22 protein-coding genes and 1 pseudogene are annotated in these 21,673 nt (G+C 65.4%); 14 read left to right on the top strand and 9 right to left on the bottom strand.

Features of this window, described 5'->3' with window-relative positions; translation table 11 throughout:
• Positions 1 to 13 precede the first annotated feature (13 nt).
• A complete protein-coding gene (locus APT59_RS14585; protein WP_059315524.1) occupies positions 14 to 679 on the top strand; it encodes a YceH family protein in 666 nt (221 codons plus the stop codon).
• Here the strand turns inward: APT59_RS14585 and APT59_RS14580 are convergent.
• The 6 genes from APT59_RS14580 to APT59_RS14555 are packed head-to-tail and all read right to left on the bottom strand — an operon-like array spanning position 667 to position 7,301.
• Positions 667 to 2,250 carry a BatD family protein gene (locus APT59_RS14580; RefSeq protein ID WP_059315523.1) on the bottom strand — a complete coding sequence of 528 codons (1,584 nt, stop codon included), beginning with the start codon at positions 2,248 to 2,250 and terminating at the stop codon, positions 667 to 669. The genes APT59_RS14585 and APT59_RS14580 overlap by 13 nt on opposite strands.
• Complete coding sequence (locus APT59_RS14575; RefSeq protein ID WP_059315522.1) at positions 2,247 to 3,923, bottom strand: tetratricopeptide repeat protein; 1,677 nt, start codon at positions 3,921 to 3,923, stop codon at positions 2,247 to 2,249. The genes APT59_RS14580 and APT59_RS14575 overlap by 4 nt, the downstream gene beginning before the upstream one ends.
• Entirely contained in the window at positions 3,920 to 4,918 is a 999-nt protein-coding gene (locus APT59_RS14570; RefSeq protein WP_059315521.1) for a VWA domain-containing protein, read from the bottom strand. The genes APT59_RS14575 and APT59_RS14570 overlap by 4 nt, the downstream gene beginning before the upstream one ends.
• Positions 4,911 to 5,405: a DUF4381 domain-containing protein gene (locus tag APT59_RS14565; protein ID WP_059315520.1), complete on the bottom strand. Its 495-nt coding sequence runs from the start codon at positions 5,403 to 5,405 to the stop codon at positions 4,911 to 4,913. Before APT59_RS14565 ends, APT59_RS14570 begins: the two co-directional genes overlap by 8 nt.
• On the bottom strand, positions 5,402 to 6,340 hold the full coding sequence (locus APT59_RS14560; protein ID WP_059315519.1) for a DUF58 domain-containing protein: 939 nt from the start codon (positions 6,338 to 6,340) through the stop codon (positions 5,402 to 5,404). The genes APT59_RS14565 and APT59_RS14560 overlap by 4 nt, the downstream gene beginning before the upstream one ends.
• Before the next feature lies 1 nt (position 6,341).
• Positions 6,342 to 7,301 (bottom strand): AAA family ATPase, encoded by a 960-nt coding sequence (locus tag APT59_RS14555; RefSeq protein ID WP_059315518.1) that lies wholly within the window; start codon positions 7,299 to 7,301, stop codon positions 6,342 to 6,344.
• 317 nt (positions 7,302 to 7,618) lie between these two features.
• On the opposite strand from APT59_RS14555, the gene APT59_RS14550 reads away from it, so the two are divergent.
• Positions 7,619 to 9,709, top strand: coding sequence for an LTA synthase family protein (locus tag APT59_RS14550; protein WP_059315517.1), 2,091 nt, complete (start codon positions 7,619 to 7,621; stop codon positions 9,707 to 9,709).
• Between the two features lie 56 nt (positions 9,710 to 9,765).
• Here APT59_RS14550 and APT59_RS22745 read toward each other — a convergent pair whose 3' ends face one another.
• From APT59_RS22745 to APT59_RS14540, 3 genes and pseudogenes are all read right to left on the bottom strand, one after another.
• Entirely contained in the window at positions 9,766 to 9,981 is a 216-nt protein-coding gene (locus APT59_RS22745) for a cold shock domain-containing protein (protein ID WP_160923550.1), read from the bottom strand.
• A 165-nt stretch (positions 9,982 to 10,146) separates the two neighbouring features.
• Positions 10,147 to 10,377 (bottom strand): annotated as a pseudogene (locus APT59_RS22830) (cold shock domain-containing protein membrane protein); the annotation flags it as partial.
• A gap of 196 nt (positions 10,378 to 10,573) precedes the next feature.
• Complete coding sequence (locus APT59_RS14540; RefSeq protein WP_059315515.1) at positions 10,574 to 11,044, bottom strand: Dps family protein; 471 nt, start codon at positions 11,042 to 11,044, stop codon at positions 10,574 to 10,576.
• A gap of 211 nt (positions 11,045 to 11,255) precedes the next feature.
• Between APT59_RS14540 and aspS the strand changes: the two genes are divergently transcribed.
• The 12 genes from aspS (at position 11,256) to ybgF (ending at position 21,618) form a co-directional block, all read left to right on the top strand.
• Positions 11,256 to 13,031 (top strand): aspartate--tRNA ligase, encoded by a 1,776-nt coding sequence (aspS, locus tag APT59_RS14535; protein WP_059315514.1) that lies wholly within the window; start codon positions 11,256 to 11,258, stop codon positions 13,029 to 13,031.
• Between the two features lie 107 nt (positions 13,032 to 13,138).
• Positions 13,139 to 13,885 carry a YebC/PmpR family DNA-binding transcriptional regulator gene (locus APT59_RS14530; protein WP_059315513.1) on the top strand — a complete coding sequence of 249 codons (747 nt, stop codon included), beginning with the start codon at positions 13,139 to 13,141 and terminating at the stop codon, positions 13,883 to 13,885.
• Positions 13,885 to 14,445: a crossover junction endodeoxyribonuclease RuvC gene (gene ruvC / locus APT59_RS14525; RefSeq protein WP_007160336.1), complete on the top strand. Its 561-nt coding sequence runs from the start codon at positions 13,885 to 13,887 to the stop codon at positions 14,443 to 14,445. The genes APT59_RS14530 and ruvC overlap by 1 nt, the downstream gene beginning before the upstream one ends.
• A 46-nt stretch (positions 14,446 to 14,491) precedes the next feature.
• Positions 14,492 to 15,094, top strand: coding sequence for a Holliday junction branch migration protein RuvA (gene ruvA, locus APT59_RS14520; RefSeq protein WP_059315512.1), 603 nt, complete (start codon positions 14,492 to 14,494; stop codon positions 15,092 to 15,094).
• Between the two features lie 4 nt (positions 15,095 to 15,098).
• A complete protein-coding gene (ruvB, locus tag APT59_RS14515) occupies positions 15,099 to 16,151 on the top strand; it encodes a Holliday junction branch migration DNA helicase RuvB (RefSeq protein WP_059315511.1) in 1,053 nt (350 codons plus the stop codon).
• Between the two features lie 51 nt (positions 16,152 to 16,202).
• Positions 16,203 to 16,652 (top strand): tol-pal system-associated acyl-CoA thioesterase, encoded by a 450-nt coding sequence (gene ybgC / locus APT59_RS14510; protein WP_059315510.1) that lies wholly within the window; start codon positions 16,203 to 16,205, stop codon positions 16,650 to 16,652.
• A 2-nt stretch (positions 16,653 to 16,654) separates the two neighbouring features.
• Entirely contained in the window at positions 16,655 to 17,347 is a 693-nt protein-coding gene (tolQ, locus tag APT59_RS14505) for a protein TolQ (protein WP_059315509.1), read from the top strand.
• Positions 17,348 to 17,358: 11 nt separating this feature from the next.
• Positions 17,359 to 17,805 (top strand): protein TolR, encoded by a 447-nt coding sequence (tolR, locus tag APT59_RS14500; protein WP_059315508.1) that lies wholly within the window; start codon positions 17,359 to 17,361, stop codon positions 17,803 to 17,805.
• Positions 17,805 to 18,908 carry a cell envelope integrity protein TolA gene (gene tolA, locus APT59_RS14495; RefSeq protein WP_059315507.1) on the top strand — a complete coding sequence of 368 codons (1,104 nt, stop codon included), beginning with the start codon at positions 17,805 to 17,807 and terminating at the stop codon, positions 18,906 to 18,908. Before tolR ends, tolA begins: the two co-directional genes overlap by 1 nt.
• A complete protein-coding gene (tolB, locus tag APT59_RS14490) occupies positions 18,905 to 20,203 on the top strand; it encodes a Tol-Pal system beta propeller repeat protein TolB (RefSeq protein ID WP_059315506.1) in 1,299 nt (432 codons plus the stop codon). The genes tolA and tolB overlap by 4 nt, the downstream gene beginning before the upstream one ends.
• Before the next feature lie 59 nt (positions 20,204 to 20,262).
• Positions 20,263 to 20,784 (top strand): peptidoglycan-associated lipoprotein Pal, encoded by a 522-nt coding sequence (gene pal / locus APT59_RS14485; RefSeq protein WP_058791633.1) that lies wholly within the window; start codon positions 20,263 to 20,265, stop codon positions 20,782 to 20,784.
• Positions 20,785 to 20,790: 6 nt separating this feature from the next.
• Positions 20,791 to 21,618 (top strand): tol-pal system protein YbgF, encoded by an 828-nt coding sequence (gene ybgF, locus APT59_RS14480; RefSeq protein ID WP_059315505.1) that lies wholly within the window; start codon positions 20,791 to 20,793, stop codon positions 21,616 to 21,618.
• Positions 21,619 to 21,673 lie beyond the last annotated feature (55 nt).

The following is a 21,673-nucleotide window of genomic DNA, read 5'->3' as shown; positions in this document are numbered from 1 at the left end:
AGCGGAGTTCGCCATGAGCCAAGCAGTCACCCCCGCCTTCGCCGAAGAGCCGCTCGAAGCCACCGAGATCCGTGTCCTCGGCAGTCTGATCGAAAAGCAGCTGACCACGCCGGAAAGCTATCCCCTGACCCTTAACGCGCTGGTGCTGGCCTGCAACCAGAAGACCAGTCGCGAACCGGTACTGAACCTCACCCCAGGCGAAGTGGGGCAGGGGCTGCGACGGTTGGAGGAGCGTGGCCTGGCGCGTCTGGTCATGGGCAGTCGTGCGGACCGCTGGGAACAGCGCCTCGACAAGGCACTGGAGCTGCCGCCGCCGCAGTGGGTCCTCTGCGCCCTGCTGTTCCTGCGCGGTCCCCAGACCCTGGGCGAATTGCTCGCGCGCAGTACCCGGATGCATGCCTTCGACGATACCGAGCAGGTGCGCCATCACCTGGAGCGGCTGATCGCTCGCGGCCTGGCCACCGGGCTTGGGCGCCAGCCGGGCCAGCGGGAAGAACGCTACCTGCATCTGTTCGGCAACGCGGCTGAACGCGATGCCCAGGTCGCGCAACTCGGCAGTACCTCCGATGGCAGTCCGTCCGTGGGCGGACGCGAAGGCCGGCTGGAGGTCCTGGAAGCCCGGATCGCCGCCCTCGAAGAGCGCCTGGCGCGCTTGGAAGAGAGTGCTCAGCGCGGATAGAGCGGCGGCAGGGTGTCGTGTACCGCCGCCGGTGTCAGCGGCGGCAGGGCGTTGATCGCCTGCCACAGGGTCTCGCCCTGCCAGCGCTGACCGGCTTCGCTGTACAGGGCGCCGTTGAGGTCGTCGAGGGCGGCCGCCAGGGGTTCGAAGCGGGCGCCCATGGCTGCCAGGGTTTCCGGTTGTTGCCGGGCCCAGGCATCCAGGGCGTGGCGCGTCGCATGGGGATCATTGCTCTGGCAGGCGCGGCGCAGCTCTTCGCGCTGCACGCGGCTGTCCACGTCCGGCACGGCCGGGAGTACCGCCGGTTGGCGCCGGGCGCGCCACCAGAGGCCGAAGCCAAGCAGCGTGGTGAGCGCGAAGAAGGCGGTCGCCAGCTGCCAGCGCCAGAGTCCGCGATCGCCCGTGGTGACCTTGACTACCGTCGGCGTGGCTGTCGGCTGCAGGGTCGGATCTTCGGCCACCACCAGGGGCTGGGCGGGCAGGGTAGCGCGTTCCAGGGTATCGGTTTCGGTATTCCACCAGACCACTTCCACCGGTGGTAGCAACTTGTCGCCGCTGCTGGTGGGAATCAGGGCCACGCGTTCTTCGCGTTGCCCGACCAGGCCACGCGCCTGGGTCTGCAGGGACAGCCGCGGCTGCTCGGCATAGCGTTTCACGCCTTCGATCTCGGGCAATACCAGCGGCGGCAGCTGACCCGGTGCCAGGCCTTCGGCACGTACCTGCAGGGTACGGGTCAGGGCACTGCCTTCCCGGGCGTTTTCCGGGGCGGGATTCCACTGCTGCGTCAGGGTCAGGCTGCGCGCCGGGACCCAGGGGGTCTGCGGCGGATAACTGGCCGGTTGTGGCAGAACCTCCAGGGTCACCGCCGGAGTGCGCAGCTGGATCGGCTGGCCAGCGCGCGAGCTGTCGTCGAGGCCACCGGCGAGGGTGGCGCTGAAGGTCTGGGGCGGCAGGACCAGGGTGCCGCTCTGCAACGGATGGATGGCGTAGCGCCATTCGATCACGCCGTGACGGACGCCGTCGACGTCGCGCTCATAGACGTTTGGCGTACCCAGCAGGTCGACCCGCGCGTCGCTGGGATTGGGTGGGGTGAGCACATGGTCGTCGTAGAGCGCTACCGCGTGGTAGAGGCGGATGGTCAGGATGGTTTCCGCCTGCACATAGAGCCTGGGGCGATCCACCGCGGCTTCCAGATAGACTGGCTCCCGCGTCTGGCGCTTGGCGGCTGGGGCCGCCACGGTGACGGTCAGCGGCTGACTGTGGGCACCGCCCAGGCTGAGTGCGGGAATGATGAGGGCGCCGCTGGCCTTGGGTTGCAGGGTCACGTTCCAGCGGGTGGTTACCTGCTCGCCCGGCGGCAGGCTGTTCTGGCGCACCCCGAGCACCTTGAAGTCCTGCTCCAGCGGGGCGAGATCGGGTTTGCCGAACTGGGCGGGATCGGTGGTCTCGAGAATGAGTTCCAGGGTCTCGTTCTGGCTGAGCTGACTGCGTTCCAGGCGAGCGCTGAGATCCGCCGCGTGGACGAGGGGCGCGATCAGTGCCAAGGGCAGCAGCAATGGATAGGACTTCATTGCAGCGCGTTCTCCTCGCGTTGTTGCTGCTGATACCAGAACTTGCGGCGCAGCAGTTCGGCCGGGTTGTCGGGGATTTCCCGCAGCCACTGTTCGGCGGCCTGGTGCTGTTCTTCCGCCAGGGAGTCGTCAGGCACGGACGGGCTGACGAGCCAGTCCGCACCGGCCTGGGCCTGCTGCTGCGGGTTGGCCGCAGCAGTGGCGTCCGGGGTAGCGGTACTGGCGCTGGCAGGTTCGTCGGCTTGGGCGCTGCTCTGGTTGGCGGCCTGGGCCTTGCGGCTACGCGCGGCGGCGTCGGCCTGCGCCGCGGCGGCGCGCTGGGCAAGCAGACGCTCGAGGCGGTTGCGATTGCGCAGCGCCGCGGTCAGATCCGGACGCAGCACCAATGCCGCACGATAGGCGAGCAGGGCTTCTTCCAGGCGACCGGCCATGGCCAGCGCATTACCGCGATTGTAGTGGCCGTCCGCCGAGGGATCCCGGGCGAAAGCCGCGGCGGCGACAGTGAAGTCACCGGCCCGGTAGAGCGCCACACCGCGCCAGCGCTCGTCGGTAAACCGCTCGGCGGCCGCACCGGCCTGGTCGTCGCTGAGCAGCTGCAAGCCCTGCTGGTCACGGCGTAGCCAGAGATCGTCCCAGCTACCCGCGTGGACCGGAGGTGGCGTCAACAGCAGGCAGAAGGGCAGGCACAGCAGCCAGCCGCGGCGTGCGCCGCAGGCCACCAGCACCAACAGGGGCAGGAGCAGCAGGTAACCCTGGTCGCGCCAGTCGGAAGGCCCCTGGCCAGCGCTGGCGCGGACATCGTCGGGCCGCTCCAGCAGTCCGAGCCGGCGCAGATCGCCGTCATCGCGCTGCAGACGCTGATAGCGTCCGCCCAGTTCGCGGGCGATGCCTTGCAGGCGACCCTCGTCCAGTCGCGCGATGCGGATGCCGCCTGCGGCATCGCTCAGATAATTGCCTGTCTCGGCGGCCACCGGGGCACCCTGGGGCGTACCTGGTCCGAGGATGGCCAGTTGACGCAGACGGCCTTCCAGCTGACGTTCGATACCCAGGCGCTCACGGTCGTCCAGTTCGCTGGTGATGAGCAGCAGCCGGGCGCTGGCGCTGGGCGCAGGCCCGAGCAGCTCCAGCGCCTTGGCGATCCCCAGATCGGCGCGCTGGCCGGGCACCGGCATGATCGAGGGGCGCAGCGCCTTGAGCAGGTTGTCCATGGTCGGCAGGTCGTCGGTCAGGGGCACCAGGGTATGGGCGCTACCGGCATAGACGACGATGGCGGTCTCACCGTCCTGGCGCGCCTTGAGCAGGTCCTGCAGCTTGCGCTGCACGGCCAGCAGGCGGTTGGGGACGACATCGGTGGCGAGCAGGTCCGGCGTCAGGGCCAGTACCACCACCAGGGGATCGTTGCGCCGGAAGTTCTGGGGTTCGCCCTGCTGCCAGCTGGGGCCGGCCAGGGCCAGGCAGGCCAGCAAGCCCGCCAGGCCCAGCAGGATCAGTCCGAGGGGGGAGCGCTGGCGTTCGCTGTCGGCGAGCAGCCAGGGATGCAGCGCTGGCGGCAGCAGCGCCTCCCAGCGACCGTGACGATGGCGACGCTGGCGCAACGACCAGATCACCAGGGCGACTGGCAGCAGGGCCAGCAGCCAGTAGGGACGCAGGAACAGCGGTAGCCAATCGCTCATGTGGCCTTGCCTCCGCGCCGCCAGCGGCGGGGCCACGGCAGGCGCCCGAGCGCCAGGGTCAGGCCGAGCAGCAGCGCCGCGGCCAGGGGCCAGGCATAGAGCTCGCGAGTGGGACGGGCCTGGTCGGGTTGCTGACGGATGGGTTCGAGGCGGTCGAGTTGCCGCGACACGGCCGCCAGTTCGGCGCTGGATCTCACCCGGAAGTAGGCGCCGTTGGTGAGGTCGGCGAGATGCCGCAGCATGGGTTCATCGAGATCGCTGGGCGTTGCGCCGACACCCAGGGCATCCGGTTCGGCGCCGATCCCCAAGGTATAGACGCGCACCCGCTCACTCGCGGCCAGGGTCGCCGCGACCTCGGGTGTCACCACGCCGCCATTGCTGGCACCATCGGTGACCAGGATCAGGGTCCGACTGTTGTCCGGGCGCTTGCGCAGGTGCTTGACCGCCAGGCCCACCGCGTCACCCACCGCCGTATTGCGCCCGGCCAGGCCAATCTGGGCTTCCTCCAGCAGGGCATGCACGGTACGCCGGTCGGCGGTCAGGGGCGCCTGGAGATAGGCCTGGGAGCCGAACAGGATCAGCCCGACGCGATCACCCTGGCGGCTGTCGATGAAGCGCCCCAGCAGCTGCTTGACCAGGGTCAGGCGGCTGACGCTTTCGTCGCCCAGCTGCATGTCCTGGGTATCCATGGAGCCGGAGACGTCCACCGCCAGCAGCAGGTCGCGCCCGCTCACGTCCAATGGCTGGGGCGGCCCCACCCACTGCGGGCGGGCGGCGGCGGCCAGCAGCAGCAACCAACCCAGCAGATAGGGCAGCAGGCGTCGGGCCCCGACCAGGCCGCCGGCGCGACTGGTGCGTCCGCCCAGGTGTTCGAGTTCGCTGAGGAAGTCGACCCGCAGGGCTGCCTGGCCGCTGTCGGCGGCCGGCAGCAGCAGGCGCAGCAGCCAGGGCAGGGGCGCCAGCAGCCACAGCCAGGGCCAGGCGAATTCAAACATGCTTGCGGATCCAGGTGGCGACGGCATCCTGCAGGCCGTCGATGGTGCGGTCGTCCAGCCGACAGTCCGGGCGATAGCCGCCGTCGACCAGGATCATGTAGCGCGTCAGGCCGGCGGCAGGGCAGCGGGAATCGAGAAAGGCCAGCCAGTCCCGCCCGCTCAGGATCTGGCTGAGCTGATCCGGATAGCTGGCGCGGCTGAGCCGCTTGAGCAAGGCGTTCAGCGCCTGCAGCCAGGGACCGGCCGGGCCGCCGTAGGGGCGGGGCAGCTGGGCCAGTTCGGCCAGCGCGGTGGTGCGCAGATCCTCTTCGGTGGTCGGTTCCGCCACGGTGATGCGGGTCAGCGGTCGCCGGCCGCGGCGATGACGGAGAAAGAAGGCCAGCGCCACCAGGATCAGCGCCAGCAGCCACCAGCCCGGCGCCGGCGGCCACCAGACGGGTTCCGGGGGCAGCCGCAGCAGCTCCAGGTTGGGTGCGCCTGGGCTCACGAGGCATACCCCGGGCGATGTTGCCGCAAGAGATGCCGCAACTGCTCGACCAGGTCGTCCGCCGTGGACAGCGGCAGCAGTGGAATGCCCAGGCGCAGGCTGAGCTCCGTCCAGCGCTCGCGGCGCTGCGCGGCCTGCTCGGCATAGCCCTGACGCACGTCGCTGCGGTCGGTATCCAGTTCCACTTCGGCCTGGCCGCTGGTGAAGCGCAACAGGCCGGCCTGGGGCAATTCGTGATCGAGCGGATCGGAAAGCGGTAGCAGGACCAGGTCGCTGTGCCGCGAGAGCAGCGTGAGGTGCTGTTCGGTGGCCACGTCCAGACTGCGCTCGTCGCAGATCACCAGCGCCAGGCTGCCCGGACGCAGCACTTCGCGGGCGCGGCGCAATACCTGGTTGAAGCTGATACGCGGCACCTGGGCCAATGCCGGATCCCGCAGCGCCCGGTTGGCATTGACCAGGTGATCGAAGAAGCGCAGCAGATTCTGCTTGCTGCGCCGCGGCCGCACCTCGTGCAGGCGCTCGCCACCAAAGATCATGCCGCCGATGCGGTCGTTGTGCTCCAGCACCGCCCAGCCGATCAGCGCGGCCAGGCGTCCGGCCAGCACCGACTTGAATTGCTGGCAGGTGCCGATGAAGGTGCGCGGACTCTGCTCCAGCAGCAGATAGACCGGCCGTTCGCGTTCTTCGTGGAACAGCTTGGTGTGGGGCTCGCGGGTGCGGGCGGTGACGCGCCAGTCGATGGCCCGTACGTCGTCACCGGGCTGATAGGCCCGTACTTGGTCGAAGTCCACGCCGCGACCGCGCAGGCGCGAATGGTGCAGGCCGATCAGCGGGCTGCGCCGTCCGGCGGCGGAAAACAGCTGCACCTCGACCACCCGGTGGCGCATCTCGATGAGCTCGGCCAGGCCCAGGGTCACGCCGTCGCGCTCGGCCATCTCAGGCCACGGCCACCAGATCGAGGATGCGCTGCACCACCCGGTCATGGTCGATACCGGCGGCCTCCGCCTCGAAGGACAGGATGACGCGATGACGGAGGACGTCGAAGACCACCGCCTGGATGTCTTCCGGGCTGACGAAGTCCCGCCCCGCCAGCCAGGCATGGGCGCGAGCGCAGCGATCCAGGGCGATGGAGCCGCGCGGACTGGCGCCATAGGTGATCCAGTGCGCCAGGTCTTGGTCGAAACGGCCCGGGGTACGGGTCGCCATGATCAGCTGGACCAGGTACTCCTCCACGGCGTCGGCCATGTACAGCCCGAGCACCTCGCGGCGCGCGGCGTTGATGGCCGCCTGGGTGACGCGCTCGGTCGGCAGGGTCTCGCCGTCCAGGGCCTCGCCACGGGCCTGCGCCAGGATGCGGCGCTCCACCGAGGCGTCCGGATAGCCGATCTTGACGTGCATCAGGAAACGGTCGAGCTGGGCCTCGGGCAGGGGATAGGTGCCTTCCTGCTCGATGGGATTCTGGGTGGCCATCACCAGGAAGAGGTCGGGCAGGGGATAGGAGGTGCGGCCGATGCTCACCTGGCGCTCGGCCATGGCCTCCAGTAGCGCGGACTGCACCTTGGCCGGTGCCCGGTTGATCTCGTCGGCCAGGACCAGGTTGTGGAAGATCGGCCCTTGCTGGAAGGAGAAGGTCGCCGTGTCCGGGCGATAGATCTCGGTGCCGGTGATGTCGGCGGGCAGCAGGTCGGGGGTGAACTGGATGCGGTGGAAGTCTGCCTCCAGGCCTTCGGCCAGGTCCTTGATGGCCTTGGTCTTGGCCAGCCCCGGGGCGCCTTCCACCAGCAGGTGACCATCCGCCAGCACGGCGATGAGCAGGCGCTCCACCAGGGTTTCCTGGCCAAGGATCTGGCTGGTCAGGTAGGTGCGAAGCACCTGCAGAGCGTCACGGTGAGCCATGGGGCATCCTGAATACGGCGCTGGAGCGGTCAAAGGTGCGCAATTTTACTGCAAGCGGCGGCTGCCGCCCATGCCTGCGCTGGCGTCGCATTCAGAGCAGTTTTTGACGAAATTTTGACGCGGGTCTGGTCAGGCTGGGCGGCTGTCGGCGCGGCCAAGGTCTCGCTTCGCTCAACCAGTGCGTGCCAAGACTGGCGTGATCGCGCCGGAGGGTTAAACTCCCACGCCTGCCGACCGCGCTCGAGGCCTCTGCGTGGCCGATCTCGTGCCGCTGGCCATTCGCCGCGAATCCCTGCTGCTTTTGACAAGGTGTTTTCATGTCGCAAACGGAAGTCCCCCAATCCCCACGCGCCGCTGGCGTCCGGCCGGTGCCGACGCTGGGCAGCCACCTGAGTTTCGTCCTGGGCTGCGGCCTGGCGCTGATGGTCATGTTCACCCTGCTGCGCCTGGCGATGCTGGGCTACAACACCGATCTGATCGGTGAGTCGCCCTTCGCGACCTTTGCCGAAGCCTTCTTCAACGGCGCCCGCTTCGACCTGCGCCTGGTGGTCTATATCTGCGCGCCCTCGCTGTTCTGCCTGTTCAGCCTGAGAGCCATGGCCGCACGCCGGCTGCAGGCCAGCTGGTTCACCCTGGCCGCCAGCCTTTGTCTGTTGCTGGGCGTCGGCGAGCTGAATTTCTATCGGGAATTCCACCAGCGGTTGAACAGCCTGGTCTTCCAGTACCTGCAGGAAGACCTGCACACCGTCACCAGCATGATCTGGAACGGCTTCCCGGTGGTACGCCTGCTGCTGGCCTGGGCCGTGACGACCCTGTTGCTGGGACTGGTGTTCTTTGGTATCGAGCGGGCTACCCGCCGCCATGCCGCGCCAAAGCCTGCGGCCTGGTATCGCCGGGGGGCGGTATTCATGCTCTGCCTGGTAGTGGCCATCATCGCCGCTCGGGGCACCCTGAGATCCGGTCCGCCGCTGCGCTGGGGCGACGCCTATACCACGGACTCCATGTTCGCCAACCACCTCGGCCTGAACGGCACCCTGACTCTGATCGACGCGGCCGAAAACAGCTTCTCCGATCACCGCGACAACAGCTGGAAGGCAACCATGCCCGCCGTCGATGCGCTGGCGGTTACCCGGCAGATGCTGCTGACCCCGCGCGATAAGCTGATCGACGCCGACAAGGCCGCCATCCGCCGGATCTATACCCCGCCTGCCGACGGCCAGTTGCCCAAGGTGCGCAACGTGGTGGTCATCCTCATGGAAAGCATGGCCGGGCGCTATATCGGCGCCCTGGGCAACGAAGACAGTATCACGCCGAATTTCGACGCCCTGGCCGAGCAGGGCACCCTGTTCACGCGCTTCTTCTCCAACGGCACCCATACCCACCAGGGCATGTTCGCCACCATGGCCTGCTTCCCCAACCTGCCGGCCTTCGAGTACCTGATGCGCATGCCCGAGGGCGCCCACCAGTTCTCCGGCCTGCCGCAGCTGCTCAGCACCCGTGGCTTCGACGACGTCTATGTCTACAACGGCAACTTCCAGTGGGACAACCAGTCCGGCTTCTTCAGCAACCAGGGCATGACCAGCTTCGTTGGTCGCGAAGACTTCGTGAATCCGGTGTTCATGGATCCGACCTGGGGCGTGTCCGACCAGGACATGTTCGACCGCTCGGTGCAGGAACTGGACAAACTGGCCAAGGCGCCGGACGGCAAGCCCTTCTATGCGCTCTTGCAGACCCTGTCCAACCATACCCCCTATGCGCTGCCCAAGGACCTGCCGGTCGCGCCGGTCACCGGCCATGGCTCGCTCGACGAGCACCTCACCGCCATGCGCTACGCCGACTGGTCGCTGGGCCAGTTCTTCGCCAAGGTCAAGCACGAGCCCTGGTACCAGGACACCCTGTTCGTGATCCTCGGCGACCACGGCTTCGGTAACAACGAGCAGATCACCGAGATGGACCTGTCGCGCTTCAACGTGCCGCTGCTGCTGATCGGTCCGGGCGTGCAGGAAACCTTTGGCGCCCGTCGCGATACCGTGGGCAGCCAGATCGACGTGGTGCCCACCGTGCTGGCGCGCTTCGGCAAGTCGACTCAGCACCAGTGCTGGGGCCGTGACCTGCTGGGCCTGCCCCAGGGCGATCAGGGCGTGGCAGTGATCAAACCGTCGGGCAGCGACCAGACCGTGGCGCTGGTGACCGGCGATCACATCTTGGTCAAGCCGCGTGACCGGGACGCCGTGCTCTATCGCTATCACCTGGGTACCCAGGCCGGCGGCGAGGTGATCAAGGGTGACGCCAATGCGCCCGAGTTGCAGAAACGCCTGGAGGCCTTTATCCAGACCGCCACGGCCAGCCTGCTCGGCAACACCACTGGCATGAACGACAGCAAGGCCGCCGCCGCCCAGCGGCAGTGACGCTGGTCTAAAAAGAAAGGCCGCCCGAAGGCGGCCTTTCTTTTTGCTGGCAAGAATCAGGCCGCGATGACCACGTCCTCGGCTTGCAGGCCCTTGTCCCGCTGGATCACCGAGAACTCCACGCGTTGGCCTTCCATCAGCACCCGATGACCTTCGCCACGGATTGCGCGGAAGTGCACGAAGATGTCGTCGCCGGTATCGCGGGAGATGAAGCCGAAGCCCTTGGAAGTGTTGAACCACTTCACCGTGCCGCGCTCGCGGTCATCGGCCAGCGGACGTGCCGGGGCAGGGGCTGCAGCCGTGCGCGCCACCGGGCGTGGGCGCGCCTCGGCATCGGCCGTGGGGGCGCTGCTGGCCGGCCCACGAAACTTTTCCGGCAGGCTGGCCAGGGCGGCGACCAGGGTCAGCCCCAGCGGCAGCAGTTCAGCCGGCAGGCCGCCGATCTGCTCGAGGGGCGCCAGCAGGATGAAGGTCTGGGCCACGACGGCGATCACCAGCAGGGCGCTGGCGAGTTTCTGGGCGCCACTGCTGCGGCTGCGGGAGAAGGGCGTGAAGAGAAGGGTGGCAAGACCCAGCAGGGCCAGATGGATGGACTCGGGTTGATCGAAGGACGAGGTGTCGGACTGTAGTCCGGGAATAGCCGATAACAGGAGCGCGGCAGCGCCCACCACGACATGGACAGTAGATAACGTGTTCAATGTGAAATCACCTTGGGTTCAAGAACACGGGTCTGCCGAAACTGCCGGTACGTTGCCCGACAGCGGAGTGACCCGGCGCAAAACGCGCATCCTTATTAAACCCAAAAGGTGAGGGCTGCTCAATCGTGGCACCGTCGCCGGTCGTGGCCGGCGACGGTGCTCTGACTCAGGCGGCGAGCAGGCTGCGCAGCATCCAGGCGGTCTTCTCGTGGGTCTGCATGCGCTGGGTCAGCAGATCGGCGGTGGGCTCGTCATTGACCTTGTCCAGCAGCGGGAAGATGCCCCGCGCAGTACGCACCACGGCTTCCTGACCCTGCACCAGCAAGCGGATCATCTCCTGGGCGTCCGGTACCCCTGCTTCCTCCTTGATGCTCGACAGGCGCGCATAGGCAGCGTAGGTGCCCGGTGCCGGGAAGCCCAGGGCGCGGATACGCTCGGCGATGTCGTCCACCGCGACCGCCAGCTCGGTGTACTGGGTCTCGAACATCAGGTGCAGGGTGTTGAACATCGGCCCGGTGACGTTCCAGTGGAAGTTGTGGGTCTTCAGATAGAGGGTGTAGGTGTCGGCCAGGAGGCGCGACAGGCCCTCGGCGATCTCGGCGCGATCCTGTTCGGCGATTCCGATGTTGATTTCCATGCTGACGGCTCCTGTGCGTCGGTTGCGAAGGGCTTCGAGGCTATCACAGAACCGCTGGCCGTTTAGCCAGTATTGGCATGTCGAGCTGCGTGCCCGGCTACGGTAAAATCGTGACGGATGATATAGAATCTCCCGTTCAGTCGAGCGCCCGGTCCTGCTGGCCCGGCGCCTCCACGCATTCAGCCTGTTCTAGAGAAGCGAAAACACGACCATGATGCGCAGCCACTATTGCGGCCAGTTGAACGAGAGCCTGGACGGCCAGGAAATCACCCTCTGCGGTTGGGTCCACCGCCGCCGTGACCACGGCGGGGTCATCTTCCTCGACATCCGCGATCGCGAAGGCCTGGCCCAGGTGGTGTTCGATCCGGATCGCGCCGAAACCTTCGCCAAGGCCGACCGCGTGCGCAGCGAATACGTGGTCAAGCTCACCGGCAAGGTGCGCTTGCGTCCTGAAGGCGCCCGCAATGCCAACATGGCCTCCGGTGCCATCGAGGTGCTGGGCTATGAGCTGGAAGTGCTCAACGAAGCGGAAACCCCGCCGTTCCCGCTCAACGAGTACACCGATGTGGGTGAAGAGACTCGCCTGCGCTATCGGTTCATCGACCTGCGTCGTCCGGAGATGGCCGAGAAGCTGAAGCTGCGTTCGCGCATCACCTCCAGCATCCGCCGCTACCTGGACGAAAACGGTTTCCTCGACGTGGAAACCCCGATCCTGACCCGTGCCACCCCCGAGGGTGCCCGCGACTATCTGGTGCCCAGCCGCACCCATCCCGGCAGCTTCTTCGCCTTGCCGCAGTCGCCCCAGCTGTTCAAGCAGCTGCTGATGGTCGCTGGCTTCGACCGCTACTACCAGATCGCCAAGTGCTTCCGTGACGAAGACCTGCGCGCCGACCGCCAGCCGGAATTCACCCAGATCGACATCGAGACCAGCTTCCTCGATGAAAAAGACATCATGGACATCACCGAGACCATGGTGCGCAACCTGTTCAAGGAAGTGCTGGACGTCGAATTCGGTACGCTTCCGCACATGACCCTGGCCGAGGCCATGCGTCGCTTCGGTTCGGACAAGCCGGACCTGCGCATTCCGCTGGAACTGGTGGACGTGGAAGACCAGCTCAAGGCCGTCGACTTCAAGGTCTTCGCCGGCCCGGCCAACGATCCCAAGTGCCGCGTCACTGCCCTGCGCGTACCGGGCGGGGCGAGCATGCCGCGCAAGCAGATCGACGACTACACCAAGTTCGTCGGCATCTACGGCGCCAAGGGCCTGGCCTACATCAAGGTCAACGAGCGCGCCGCTGGCGTCGAAGGCCTGCAGTCGCCCATCGTCAAGAACATCCCGCTGGATAACATCAATGTCATCCTGGACCGCGTCGGCGCGGTGGATGGCGACATCGTGTTCTTTGGCGCGGACAAGGCCAAGATCGTCTCCGAAGCCCTGGGTGCCCTGCGCATCAAGCTCGGTCACGACCTGAACCTGCTGACCTGTCAGTGGGCGCCGCTGTGGGTGGTCGACTTCCCGATGTTCGAGGAAAACGACGATGGCAGCCTGACCGCCATGCACCACCCTTTCACGTCGCCCAAGTGCAGTCCCCAGGAGCTCCAGGCCAATCCCGGTGCCGCGCTGTCGCGCGCCTACGACATGGTGCTTAACGGCACCGAACTGGGCGGCGGCTCCATCCGTATCCATGACAAGAAGATGCAGCAAGCCGTCTTCGAGGTATTGGGTATCAGCGAAGAGGAACAGGAAGAGAAGTTCGGCTTCCTGTTGGACGCCCTGAAGTTTGGCGCGCCGCCCCATGGTGGCCTGGCCTTCGGCCTGGATCGCCTGGTGATGCTGATGACCGGCGCCTCGTCGATTCGTGAAGTCATCGCCTTCCCGAAGACCCAGAGCGCGGCCGACGTCATGACCCAGGCGCCCGGCGCCGTCGACGGCAAGGCCCTGCGCGAGCTGCACATCCGCCTGCGCGAGCAGCCCAAGGCGGAATAAGCCTTACCGGAGGAGGGCGCCCAAGTCGGCGCCCTCCGTTTCCCTTTTTTCATTGCGTCGCGGCCATCGCGGCCGGCGCAGTCTTCGTCAAGACATTGGAGTAGCTTATGGCCGGTCATTCCAAATGGGCCAACATCAAGCATCGCAAAGAACGCCAGGATGCCAAGAAAGGCAAGATCTTCACCAAGATCATCCGTGAGCTGACCGTGGCCGCGCGCCAGGGCGGTGGCATTCCGGCCGACAACCCTCGCCTGCGTCTGGCGGTGGACAAGGCGCTCACCGCCAACATGACCCGCGACACCATCGACCGGGCCATCGCCCGTGGTGTGGGCGCCGGTGAAGGCGAGAACGTCGAGGAACTGACCTATGAGGGTTACGCTCCGAGCGGCGTCGCCATCATCGTCGAAGCCATGACCGACAACCGCAACCGCACCGCGGCCGAAGTCCGGCATGCCTTCAACAAGTGCGGTGGCAACCTGGGCACCGATGGTTCGGTCGCCTATCTGTTCGAGCGCAAGGGCCAGATCAGCTACGCCCCCGGCCTGGACGAAGACGCCCTGATGGAAGCCGCCCTGGAAGCGGGTGCCGATGACGTGGTGGCCAACGATGATGGCTCCATCGACGTCTTCACCAGCTTCGCCGACTTCATCGCCGTCAACGAAGCCCTGACCGCTGCCGGCTACAAGGCCGACGAAGCCGAGGTGACCATGATCCCCTCGACTTCCGCGACCCTGGACCTGGACACCGCGCAAAAGGTGCTCAAGCTGATCGACATGCTCGAAGACCTGGACGACGTGCAGAACGTCTATTCCAACGCCGAAATCCCCGACGACGTCATGGCGCAGCTCGGCTGATGTCCCTCTACGAGCGCCTGCCGCCAGATGCTCCGGGCACCCTGGTCCTGGGTATCGATCCGGGCTCCCGGCTGACCGGCTTTGGCGTGGTGCGCGACACCGGGCGCGGCTGCGAATACGTGGCCTCGGGCTGCATCCGTACCGGTAACGGTCCGTTGCCGGAACGGTTGCAGATCGTCTATCGCGGGGTGCGCGACGTCATCGCCCAGTACGGGCCGGTCACCATGGGCATCGAGCAGGTGTTCATGGCACGCAACGCCGATTCGGCGCTCAAGCTGGGTCAGGCCCGCGGCGCGGCCATCGTGGCCGGCGCCGAGGGTGGCCTGGAGATCTCCGAGTACACCGCGAGCCAGGTCAAGCAGGCCGTGGTTGGCAACGGCGGGGCGGACAAGCAGCAGGTGATGCTGATGGTCATGCACCTGCTGCGGCTGACCGAAAAGCCGCAGATCGACGCCTCCGACGCCCTGGCCATCGCCCTGTGCCATGCCCATACACGGCAGAGTCTGGTGCCCCATGGCCTGTTGGCGACCCGTCGACGCGGCGGCCGGCTGCGTCTCTAGCTTCATCCGTTCAAACATCTCGCTCCAGAAGTAGGAAGGTATCCCTGTGATCGGTCGTCTACGTGGCACCCTGGCGGAAAAGCAGCCGCCCCATCTCCTACTCGACGTGGGCGGAGTCGGCTACGAGGTCGAAGTGCCCATGACGACCCTTTATCGGCTGCCGGCCCAGGGCGAGGTCGTCACATTGCATACCCACCTCGTGGTACGGGAAGATGCGCACCTGCTGTACGGGTTCGGTGAAAAACGCGAGCGTGAGCTGTTTCGCGAGCTGATCCGGCTCAACGGTGTCGGTCCCAAGCTGGCCCTGGCGTTGATGTCCAGTCTCGAGGTGGATGAATTGGTTCGCTGTGTGCAAGCCCAGGACACGGCCGCCCTGGTCAAGGTGCCCGGAGTGGGTAAGAAGACCGCCGAGCGCCTGCTGGTCGAGCTGAAGGACCGTTTCAAGGCCTGGGAAAATCTGCCCGCGATCGCTCCCCTGGTGTTGCCGAACCAGGCCACCGTCGCGGCCAGCGCCGAGGCCGATGCGGTCAGCGCCCTGGTCTCCCTGGGCTTCAAGCCGCAGGAAGCCAGTCGCGCCGTTGCCGCCGTGGAAGGGGAAGACCTTTCCAGCGAGGAACTCATCCGTCGCGCCCTGAAGGGCATGGTCTGATCCCATGATAGAAACCGATCGAATCATCTCGGCCGGCGGCCGCGACCGCGAGGAGGTCCAGGATCGCGCCATTCGCCCGGTGCGCCTGGCGGACTATATCGGCCAGCCCGTGGTGCGCGACCAGATGGGCCTGTTCATCCAGGCGGCGAAGGGCAGGGGAGAGGCACTCGACCACACCCTGATCTTTGGTCCGCCCGGTCTGGGCAAGACCACCCTGGCCAATATCATCGCCCAGGAAATGGGCGTTTCCCTAAAAAGTACCTCTGGTCCCGTGCTGGAGCGCCCGGGCGATCTCGCCGCCTTGCTGACCAATCTGGAAGCGGGCGACGTGCTGTTCATCGACGAGATCCATCGGCTGTCGCCCATCGTCGAGGAGGTACTCTATCCGGCGATGGAGGACTACCAGCTCGACATCATGATCGGCGAGGGCCCGGCCGCGCGCTCCATCAAGCTGGATCTGCCGCCTTTCACCCTGGTGGGCGCGACCACCCGCGCCGGGATGCTGACCAATCCCCTGCGTGACCGCTTCGGGATCGTCCAGCGCCTGGAGTTCTACGGCACGGCGGACCTGGCTACCATCGTTAGCCGTTCGGCCGGCATCCTCGGTCTCGCCATCGAAGCCGAAGGCGCCCTGGAAATCGCCCGCCGCGCGCGCGGTACGCCACGGATCGCCAACCGTCTGCTGCGCCGGGTGCGGGACTTCGCCGAAGTACGCGGGCAGGGCCATATCAGCCACGACATCGCCAGTCGCGCCCTCGACTTGCTGGACGTTGATGCCCAAGGCTTCGACCACCAGGATCGCCGCCTGCTGCTGACGATGATCGACAAGTTCGATGGCGGTCCGGTCGGGGTCGACAGCCTTGCCGCTGCCATCAGCGAAGAGCGTCACACCATCGAAGACGTGTTGGAACCCTATCTGATCCAGCAAGGCTATATCATGCGCACGCCGCGCGGGCGGGTAGTGACCCGACATGCCTATCTGCATTTCGGGCTCAATCTGCCCTCTCGTCTGGTCCAGGGTGGTACGCCCGATCTGTTCGAGGTCAATGGTAACTAAATGCAGTTGCGAACATTTCTGATTGGCAACGGCGAGGCTAGGTTCTAGAGTATGCACGCGCAATCGCGGAGCCCGTCGCCGTCCGTCCTCAGGTGTCGTGTCTACTACGAAGATACCGATGCCGGCGGCATCGTCTACTACGTCAACTACCTCAAGTTCATGGAACGCGCCCGCACCGAGCGACTGCGCGCGCTGGGCTATGCCCAGTCCGAACTCGCTCGGGACAATCTGCTCTTCGTCGTCCACAGCAGCGAAGCGCGCTACCATGCGCCCGCGCGCCTGGATGACGAATTGTTGATCGGTGCCGAGGTGGTCGAAGCGAAGCGTGCCAGCCTCAGGTTTCACCAAGAGGTTCGGCGAGCTAAGGATGATGTCCTGCTCTGTGAAGGGTGGGTGACGGTCGCCTGTGTGCGTGCCGACAGCTTCAGGCCCAGGGCCATGCCCGAAACCATGCGAACGGTTCTTGCCGGAAATCCGGCGTCAATTCAATCAGGAGATTAAGCGTGCAACCCAACGTCGACCATACGTCCATGTGGAGCCTCATCGCCAACGCCAGTCTGGTGGTGCAATTGGTGATGCTCATCCTGGTCGCAGCCTCTGTCACGTCCTGGATCATGATCATCCAGCGTAGCAATGCCATGCGCGCCGCCAAGCGTTCCCTGGATACCTTCGAAGAGAAATTCTGGTCGGGCATCGATCTGTCCAAGCTGTACCGCCAGGCCGGCAGCAACCCCGATCCGGATTCCGGCGTCGAGCAGATCTTCCGCGCCGGTTTCAAGGAGTTCTCCCGTCTGCGTCAGCAGCCCGGTGTGGATCCCGATGCCGTGATGGAAGGCGTCTCGCGCGCCATGCGCGTGGCCATCTCCCGTGAGGAAGAAAAGCTCGAGCAAGCCCTGCCGTTCCTGGCCACCGTCGGTTCCACCAGCCCCTATGTCGGTCTGTTCGGTACCGTCTGGGGCATCATGAACTCCTTCCGCGGCCTGTCCACGGCGCAGCAGGCGACCCTGGCCACCGTAGCGCCCGGCATCGCCGAAGCCCTGATCGCCACCGCCATCGGTCTGTTCGCCGCCATTCCCGCTGTCGTGGCCTACAACCGCTTCGCCGCCCGTTCGGAAATGCTGATCAACCGCTACTACACCTTTGCGGACGAATTCCAGGCCATCCTGCACCGCAAAGTCCACACCAGCGACGAATAAAGAGGTATCCCATGGTCCCTCGCCGCAAGAAACGCAAGCCCGTCGCCGAGATGAACGTGGTGCCCTACATCGACGTGATGTTGGTGCTCCTCGTCATCTTCATGGTGACGGCGCCCATGCTCAACCAGGGCGTCAAGGTCGACCTGCCCAAGGTCGACAGCCAAGCCCTGCCGCAGGACAACGACAAGCAGATCCTCACCGTCTCGGTGAAGGCCGACGGCACCTACTACTGGAACGTCGGTTCCGAGGTGGATACCGATCAGAAAGCCAAGTCCTCTACGGCGGTGTCCCTCCCACAACTGAGTCAGCAGGTCGGTGCCATCATGCGTCAGCGTGCGGACACCCAGGTGTTCATTCGGGGTGACAAGGCCGCCAACTACGGCGTCGTCGCTGGCGCCATGGGTGCCTTGCAGCAGGCCGGCGTGCCCAACGTCGGGTTGATTACCGAGGCGCCTTGATGCGACACCGCGAGCGTTCGTCGTCCGAAAGTTATTTCTGGCCGGCCATCTGGGCAGTCGCCCTGCATGTGCTGATCTTCGGCCTGCTGTTCGTCAGCTTCGCCTTCACGCCTGAATTGCCCCAGTCGCGCCCGGTCGTCCAGGCGACCCTGGTCCAGCTCAAATCCAAGAGCTCGGCCCAGGTCCAGACGGAGCAGAAGCTGGCCGGTGAGGCGAAGAAGACCGCGGCCAAACAGTACGAGCAGGAACAACTGGAGCAGCGTCGCCAGCAACAGGAAGCCCAGCGTGAAGCGGCGGCGGCCAAGGCGGCTCAGCAACAGAAGGAAGCCCAGCAACAGGCCGCGGAACAAAAGAAAGCCGACGACGCTCGAAAGGCGCAGCAAGCGGAAGCGGCGGCCAAGGCCGCCGAAGCCAAGGCTGAGGCTGAGAAACAGTCCGAAGCCGCCAAGGCGGCCGCAGAAGCCAAGCAGGCCGCCGAGCAGAAGAAGCAGGCGGACATCGCCAAGAAGAAGGCCGACGAAGCTGCCAAACAGAAGGCAGCCGAGGAAGCGGCGAAGAAAGCCGCAGCAGAAGCGGCCAAGCAGAAGTCGGCGGAAGAAGCCAAACAGAAAGCTGCGGCCGAAGCTGCCAAGAAGGAAGCGGCAGCGGAAGCGGCGAAGAAGAAAGCGGCTGACGACGCCAAGAAGAAGGCCGCCCAGGCGGCTGCTCGCAAGGCAGCGGAAGACAAGAAGGCGCAGGCACTGGCCGAGCTGTTGTCCGATGATACCCAGCGGCAGCAGGCACTGGCCGAAGAGCAGGGCGACGAAGTGGCATCGAGCTTCGATGATCTGATCGTGCGTCTGGTCAGCGAGCAGTGGACGCGTCCGCAGTCGGCGCGCAATGGCATGAGCGTCGAGGTGCAGATCAACATGCTGCCGGATGGCACCATTACCAGCGCGACGGTGACCCGCTCCAGTGGCAACAAGGAATTCGATAATTCAGCGGTGTCGGCCGTGCGTAACGTCGGTCGTATCCGTGAGCTGCAGCAGCTGGATCGCAAGACCTTCGACCAGCTGTACCGCCAGCGCCGCATGATCTTCAAACCGGAGGACCTGAGTCTGTGAACACCCTGATCCGTTACATTCTGCTGGGCCTGGTCCTGGTGGTGGGCTCCGCCCAGGCGGCCGATCCGCTGGTGATTTCCAGCGGTAGTGATCGCGCCATCCCGATCGCCGTCGTGCCCTTCGGGTGGCAGGGTGGTCAGCCGCTGCCCGAAGACCTGGCCAACATCGTCAGCGATGACATGCGCAATTCGGGCGTGTTCTCGCCGATTCCGCGCCAGAACATGCTGAGTCAACCGACCCAGGCCAGCGAAGTCATCTTCCGTGACTGGAAAGCCCTGGGCGCCAACTACGTGCTGGTCGGCAGCGTCGTGCCCAATGGTGGTCGGCTGCAGATCCAGTACGCGCTGTTCAACGTCTCCACCGAGCAGCAGGTCCTCACTGGCAATGTCGGCGGCAGCACCGATCAGCTGCGCGACATGGCGCATTTCATCTCCGACCAGGCCTATGAAAAGCTGACCGGCGTGAAGGGTGCCTTCTCGACGCGCATCCTCTATGTCACCGCCGAGCGCTTCTCCGCGACCAATACCCGCTACACCCTGCAGCGCGCCGACTACGACGGTGCTCGCTCGGTAACCCTGCTGCAGTCTCGCGAGCCGATCCTGTCGCCGCGCTTCGCGCCGGATGGCAAGCGCATCGCCTATGTCTCCTTCGAGCAGCAGCGTCCGCGCATCTTCATGCAATACATCGATACGGGTCGTCGCGAGCAGCTGACCAACTTCGAAGGCCTCAACGGTGCCCCGGCGTTTTCGCCTGATGGCAATCGCCTGGCATTCGTGCTGTCCAAGGACGGCAACCCCGAGATCTACGTGATGGACCTGGGATCCCGTGCCATCCGTCGTGTGACGAATGACTCCTCCATTGATACCGAGCCGTTCTGGGGCAAGGATGGTCAGACCATCTACTTCACCTCCGACCGCTCCGGCAAGCCGCAGATTTACAAAACCGGCGTTAATGGCGGAGGCGCTGAGCGCGTGACTTTCGTCGGCAACTACAACGCCAACCCGAAACTTTCGGCGGACGAAAAGACCCTGGTCATGGTGCATCGTCAGGAAGGTTTCACTAACTTCCAGATCGCTGCTCAGGACCTTCAACGCGGCTCTGTTCGGGTACTTTCCAACACCAGCCTGAACGACTCGCCCACTGTTGCGCCCAATGGCACCATGCTAATCTACGCCACCCGCCAGCAGGACCGAGGCGTACTGATGCTTGTATCCATCAATGGTCGCGTCCGGATTCCTCTTCCCACCGCCCAGGGTGATGTGCGCGAGCCTTCCTGGTCTCCTTACCTGAACTGACGGCTAATTAGAAAAGTCCTTAGATACACCAACATTGCGGTTCTTTTAGGAGTTACATGATGGAAATGCTGAAATTCGGCAAGTTCGCTGCACTGGCTCTGGCCATGGCCGTCGCCGTGGGCTGTTCCTCCAAGGGCGGCGACGCCTCCGGTGAAGGCGCTGGTGCTGGCGCTGGCGCCGGTGCTGTCGACCCGAACGCTGGCTACGGCGCCAACGCCGGTGCCGTTGACGGCAGCATGGGCGACGAAGCCGCTCTGCGCGCCATCACCACCTTCTACTTCGAGTACGACAGCTCCGACCTGAAGCCGGAAGCCATGCGCGCTCTGGACGTTCACGCTCGCGACCTGAAGGCCAGCGGCCAGCGCGTCGTTCTGGAAGGTCACACCGACGAGCGCGGTACCCGCGAGTACAACCTGGCACTGGGCGAGCGTCGTGCCAAGGCCGTTCAGCGCTACCTGGTACTGCAGGGCGTGTCCCCGGCTCAGCTGGAACTGGTTTCCTACGGTAAAGAGCGTCCGGTTGCCGTCGGTCACGACGAAGCTTCCTGGGCTCAGAACCGTCGCGTTGAGCTGAAGAAGTAATAAACGATGTCCAAGCGCCTGCAGTTCTTGATCGCCCTGACCCTCGGTGTACCGGTTGTCGCCGGGGCTCAGGTTCCCGTACAGGATGGTAGCTATGGCACTGCCCAGTCCGCTGGGCAGGCTTATGGCGGTGCAGGCGCGACCAGTGCCGGAAACGGGGCTCCCGTTTCCGGTATGGGTCAACTGTTCATGCAGTTGCAACAGATGCAGGACGATATCGCTCGCCTGCGTGGCCAGGTCGAGGTTCAGGAAAACGAGATCCGCCAGCTCAAGCAGGAAGGATTGGATCGTTACCAGGATCTGGATGGCCGAATTTCCCAGCTTTCTTCCGCCCCTGCCAACGCAGGTGCCGGAGCCGCTGGAGGTGCCGCCCAGGGTGGTGCCATCGCGGCCAACAACACGCCGACTCCGCCTGCCTCCGCAGGTGCACCGGCTGCCAGTAGCGAACCGGGCGATCCGGCGAAGGAAAAGCTGTACTACGACGCTGCCTTCGATCTGATCAAAGCCAAGGATTTCGACAAGGCCAGCCAGGCGTTCAATGCGTTTCTGCGCAAGTATCCCAACAGCCAGTACGCGGGCAACGCCCAGTACTGGCTGGGTGAGGTGAATCTGGCCAAGGGTGATCTGCAGGCTGCGGGTCAGGCCTTCGCCAAGGTCAGCCAGGCCTATCCCACCAGTAACAAGGTGCCGGATTCGCTGTACAAACTGGGTGGCGTCGAGCAGAAGCTCGGCCGCACCGACCGGGCCAAGGGCATGTACCAGCAGGTCATCAGCCAGTATCCCGGAACCTCCGCTGCGCAGCTGGCGCAGCGGGACCTGAAAAGCCTGCCCTAGCGCAGGCTTTTTTCTTCTATCTACCGCAACGGAGGCGGATGGCCTGTGTAGCCGT

It is taken from the genome of Pseudomonas oryzihabitans, from assembly GCF_001518815.1.
Lineage (GTDB): Bacteria > Pseudomonadota > Gammaproteobacteria > Pseudomonadales > Pseudomonadaceae > Chryseomonas > Chryseomonas oryzihabitans_E.
Note: the sequence above shows the minus strand (reverse complement) of the source record. Positions and strands in the feature narration are given on the sequence as shown.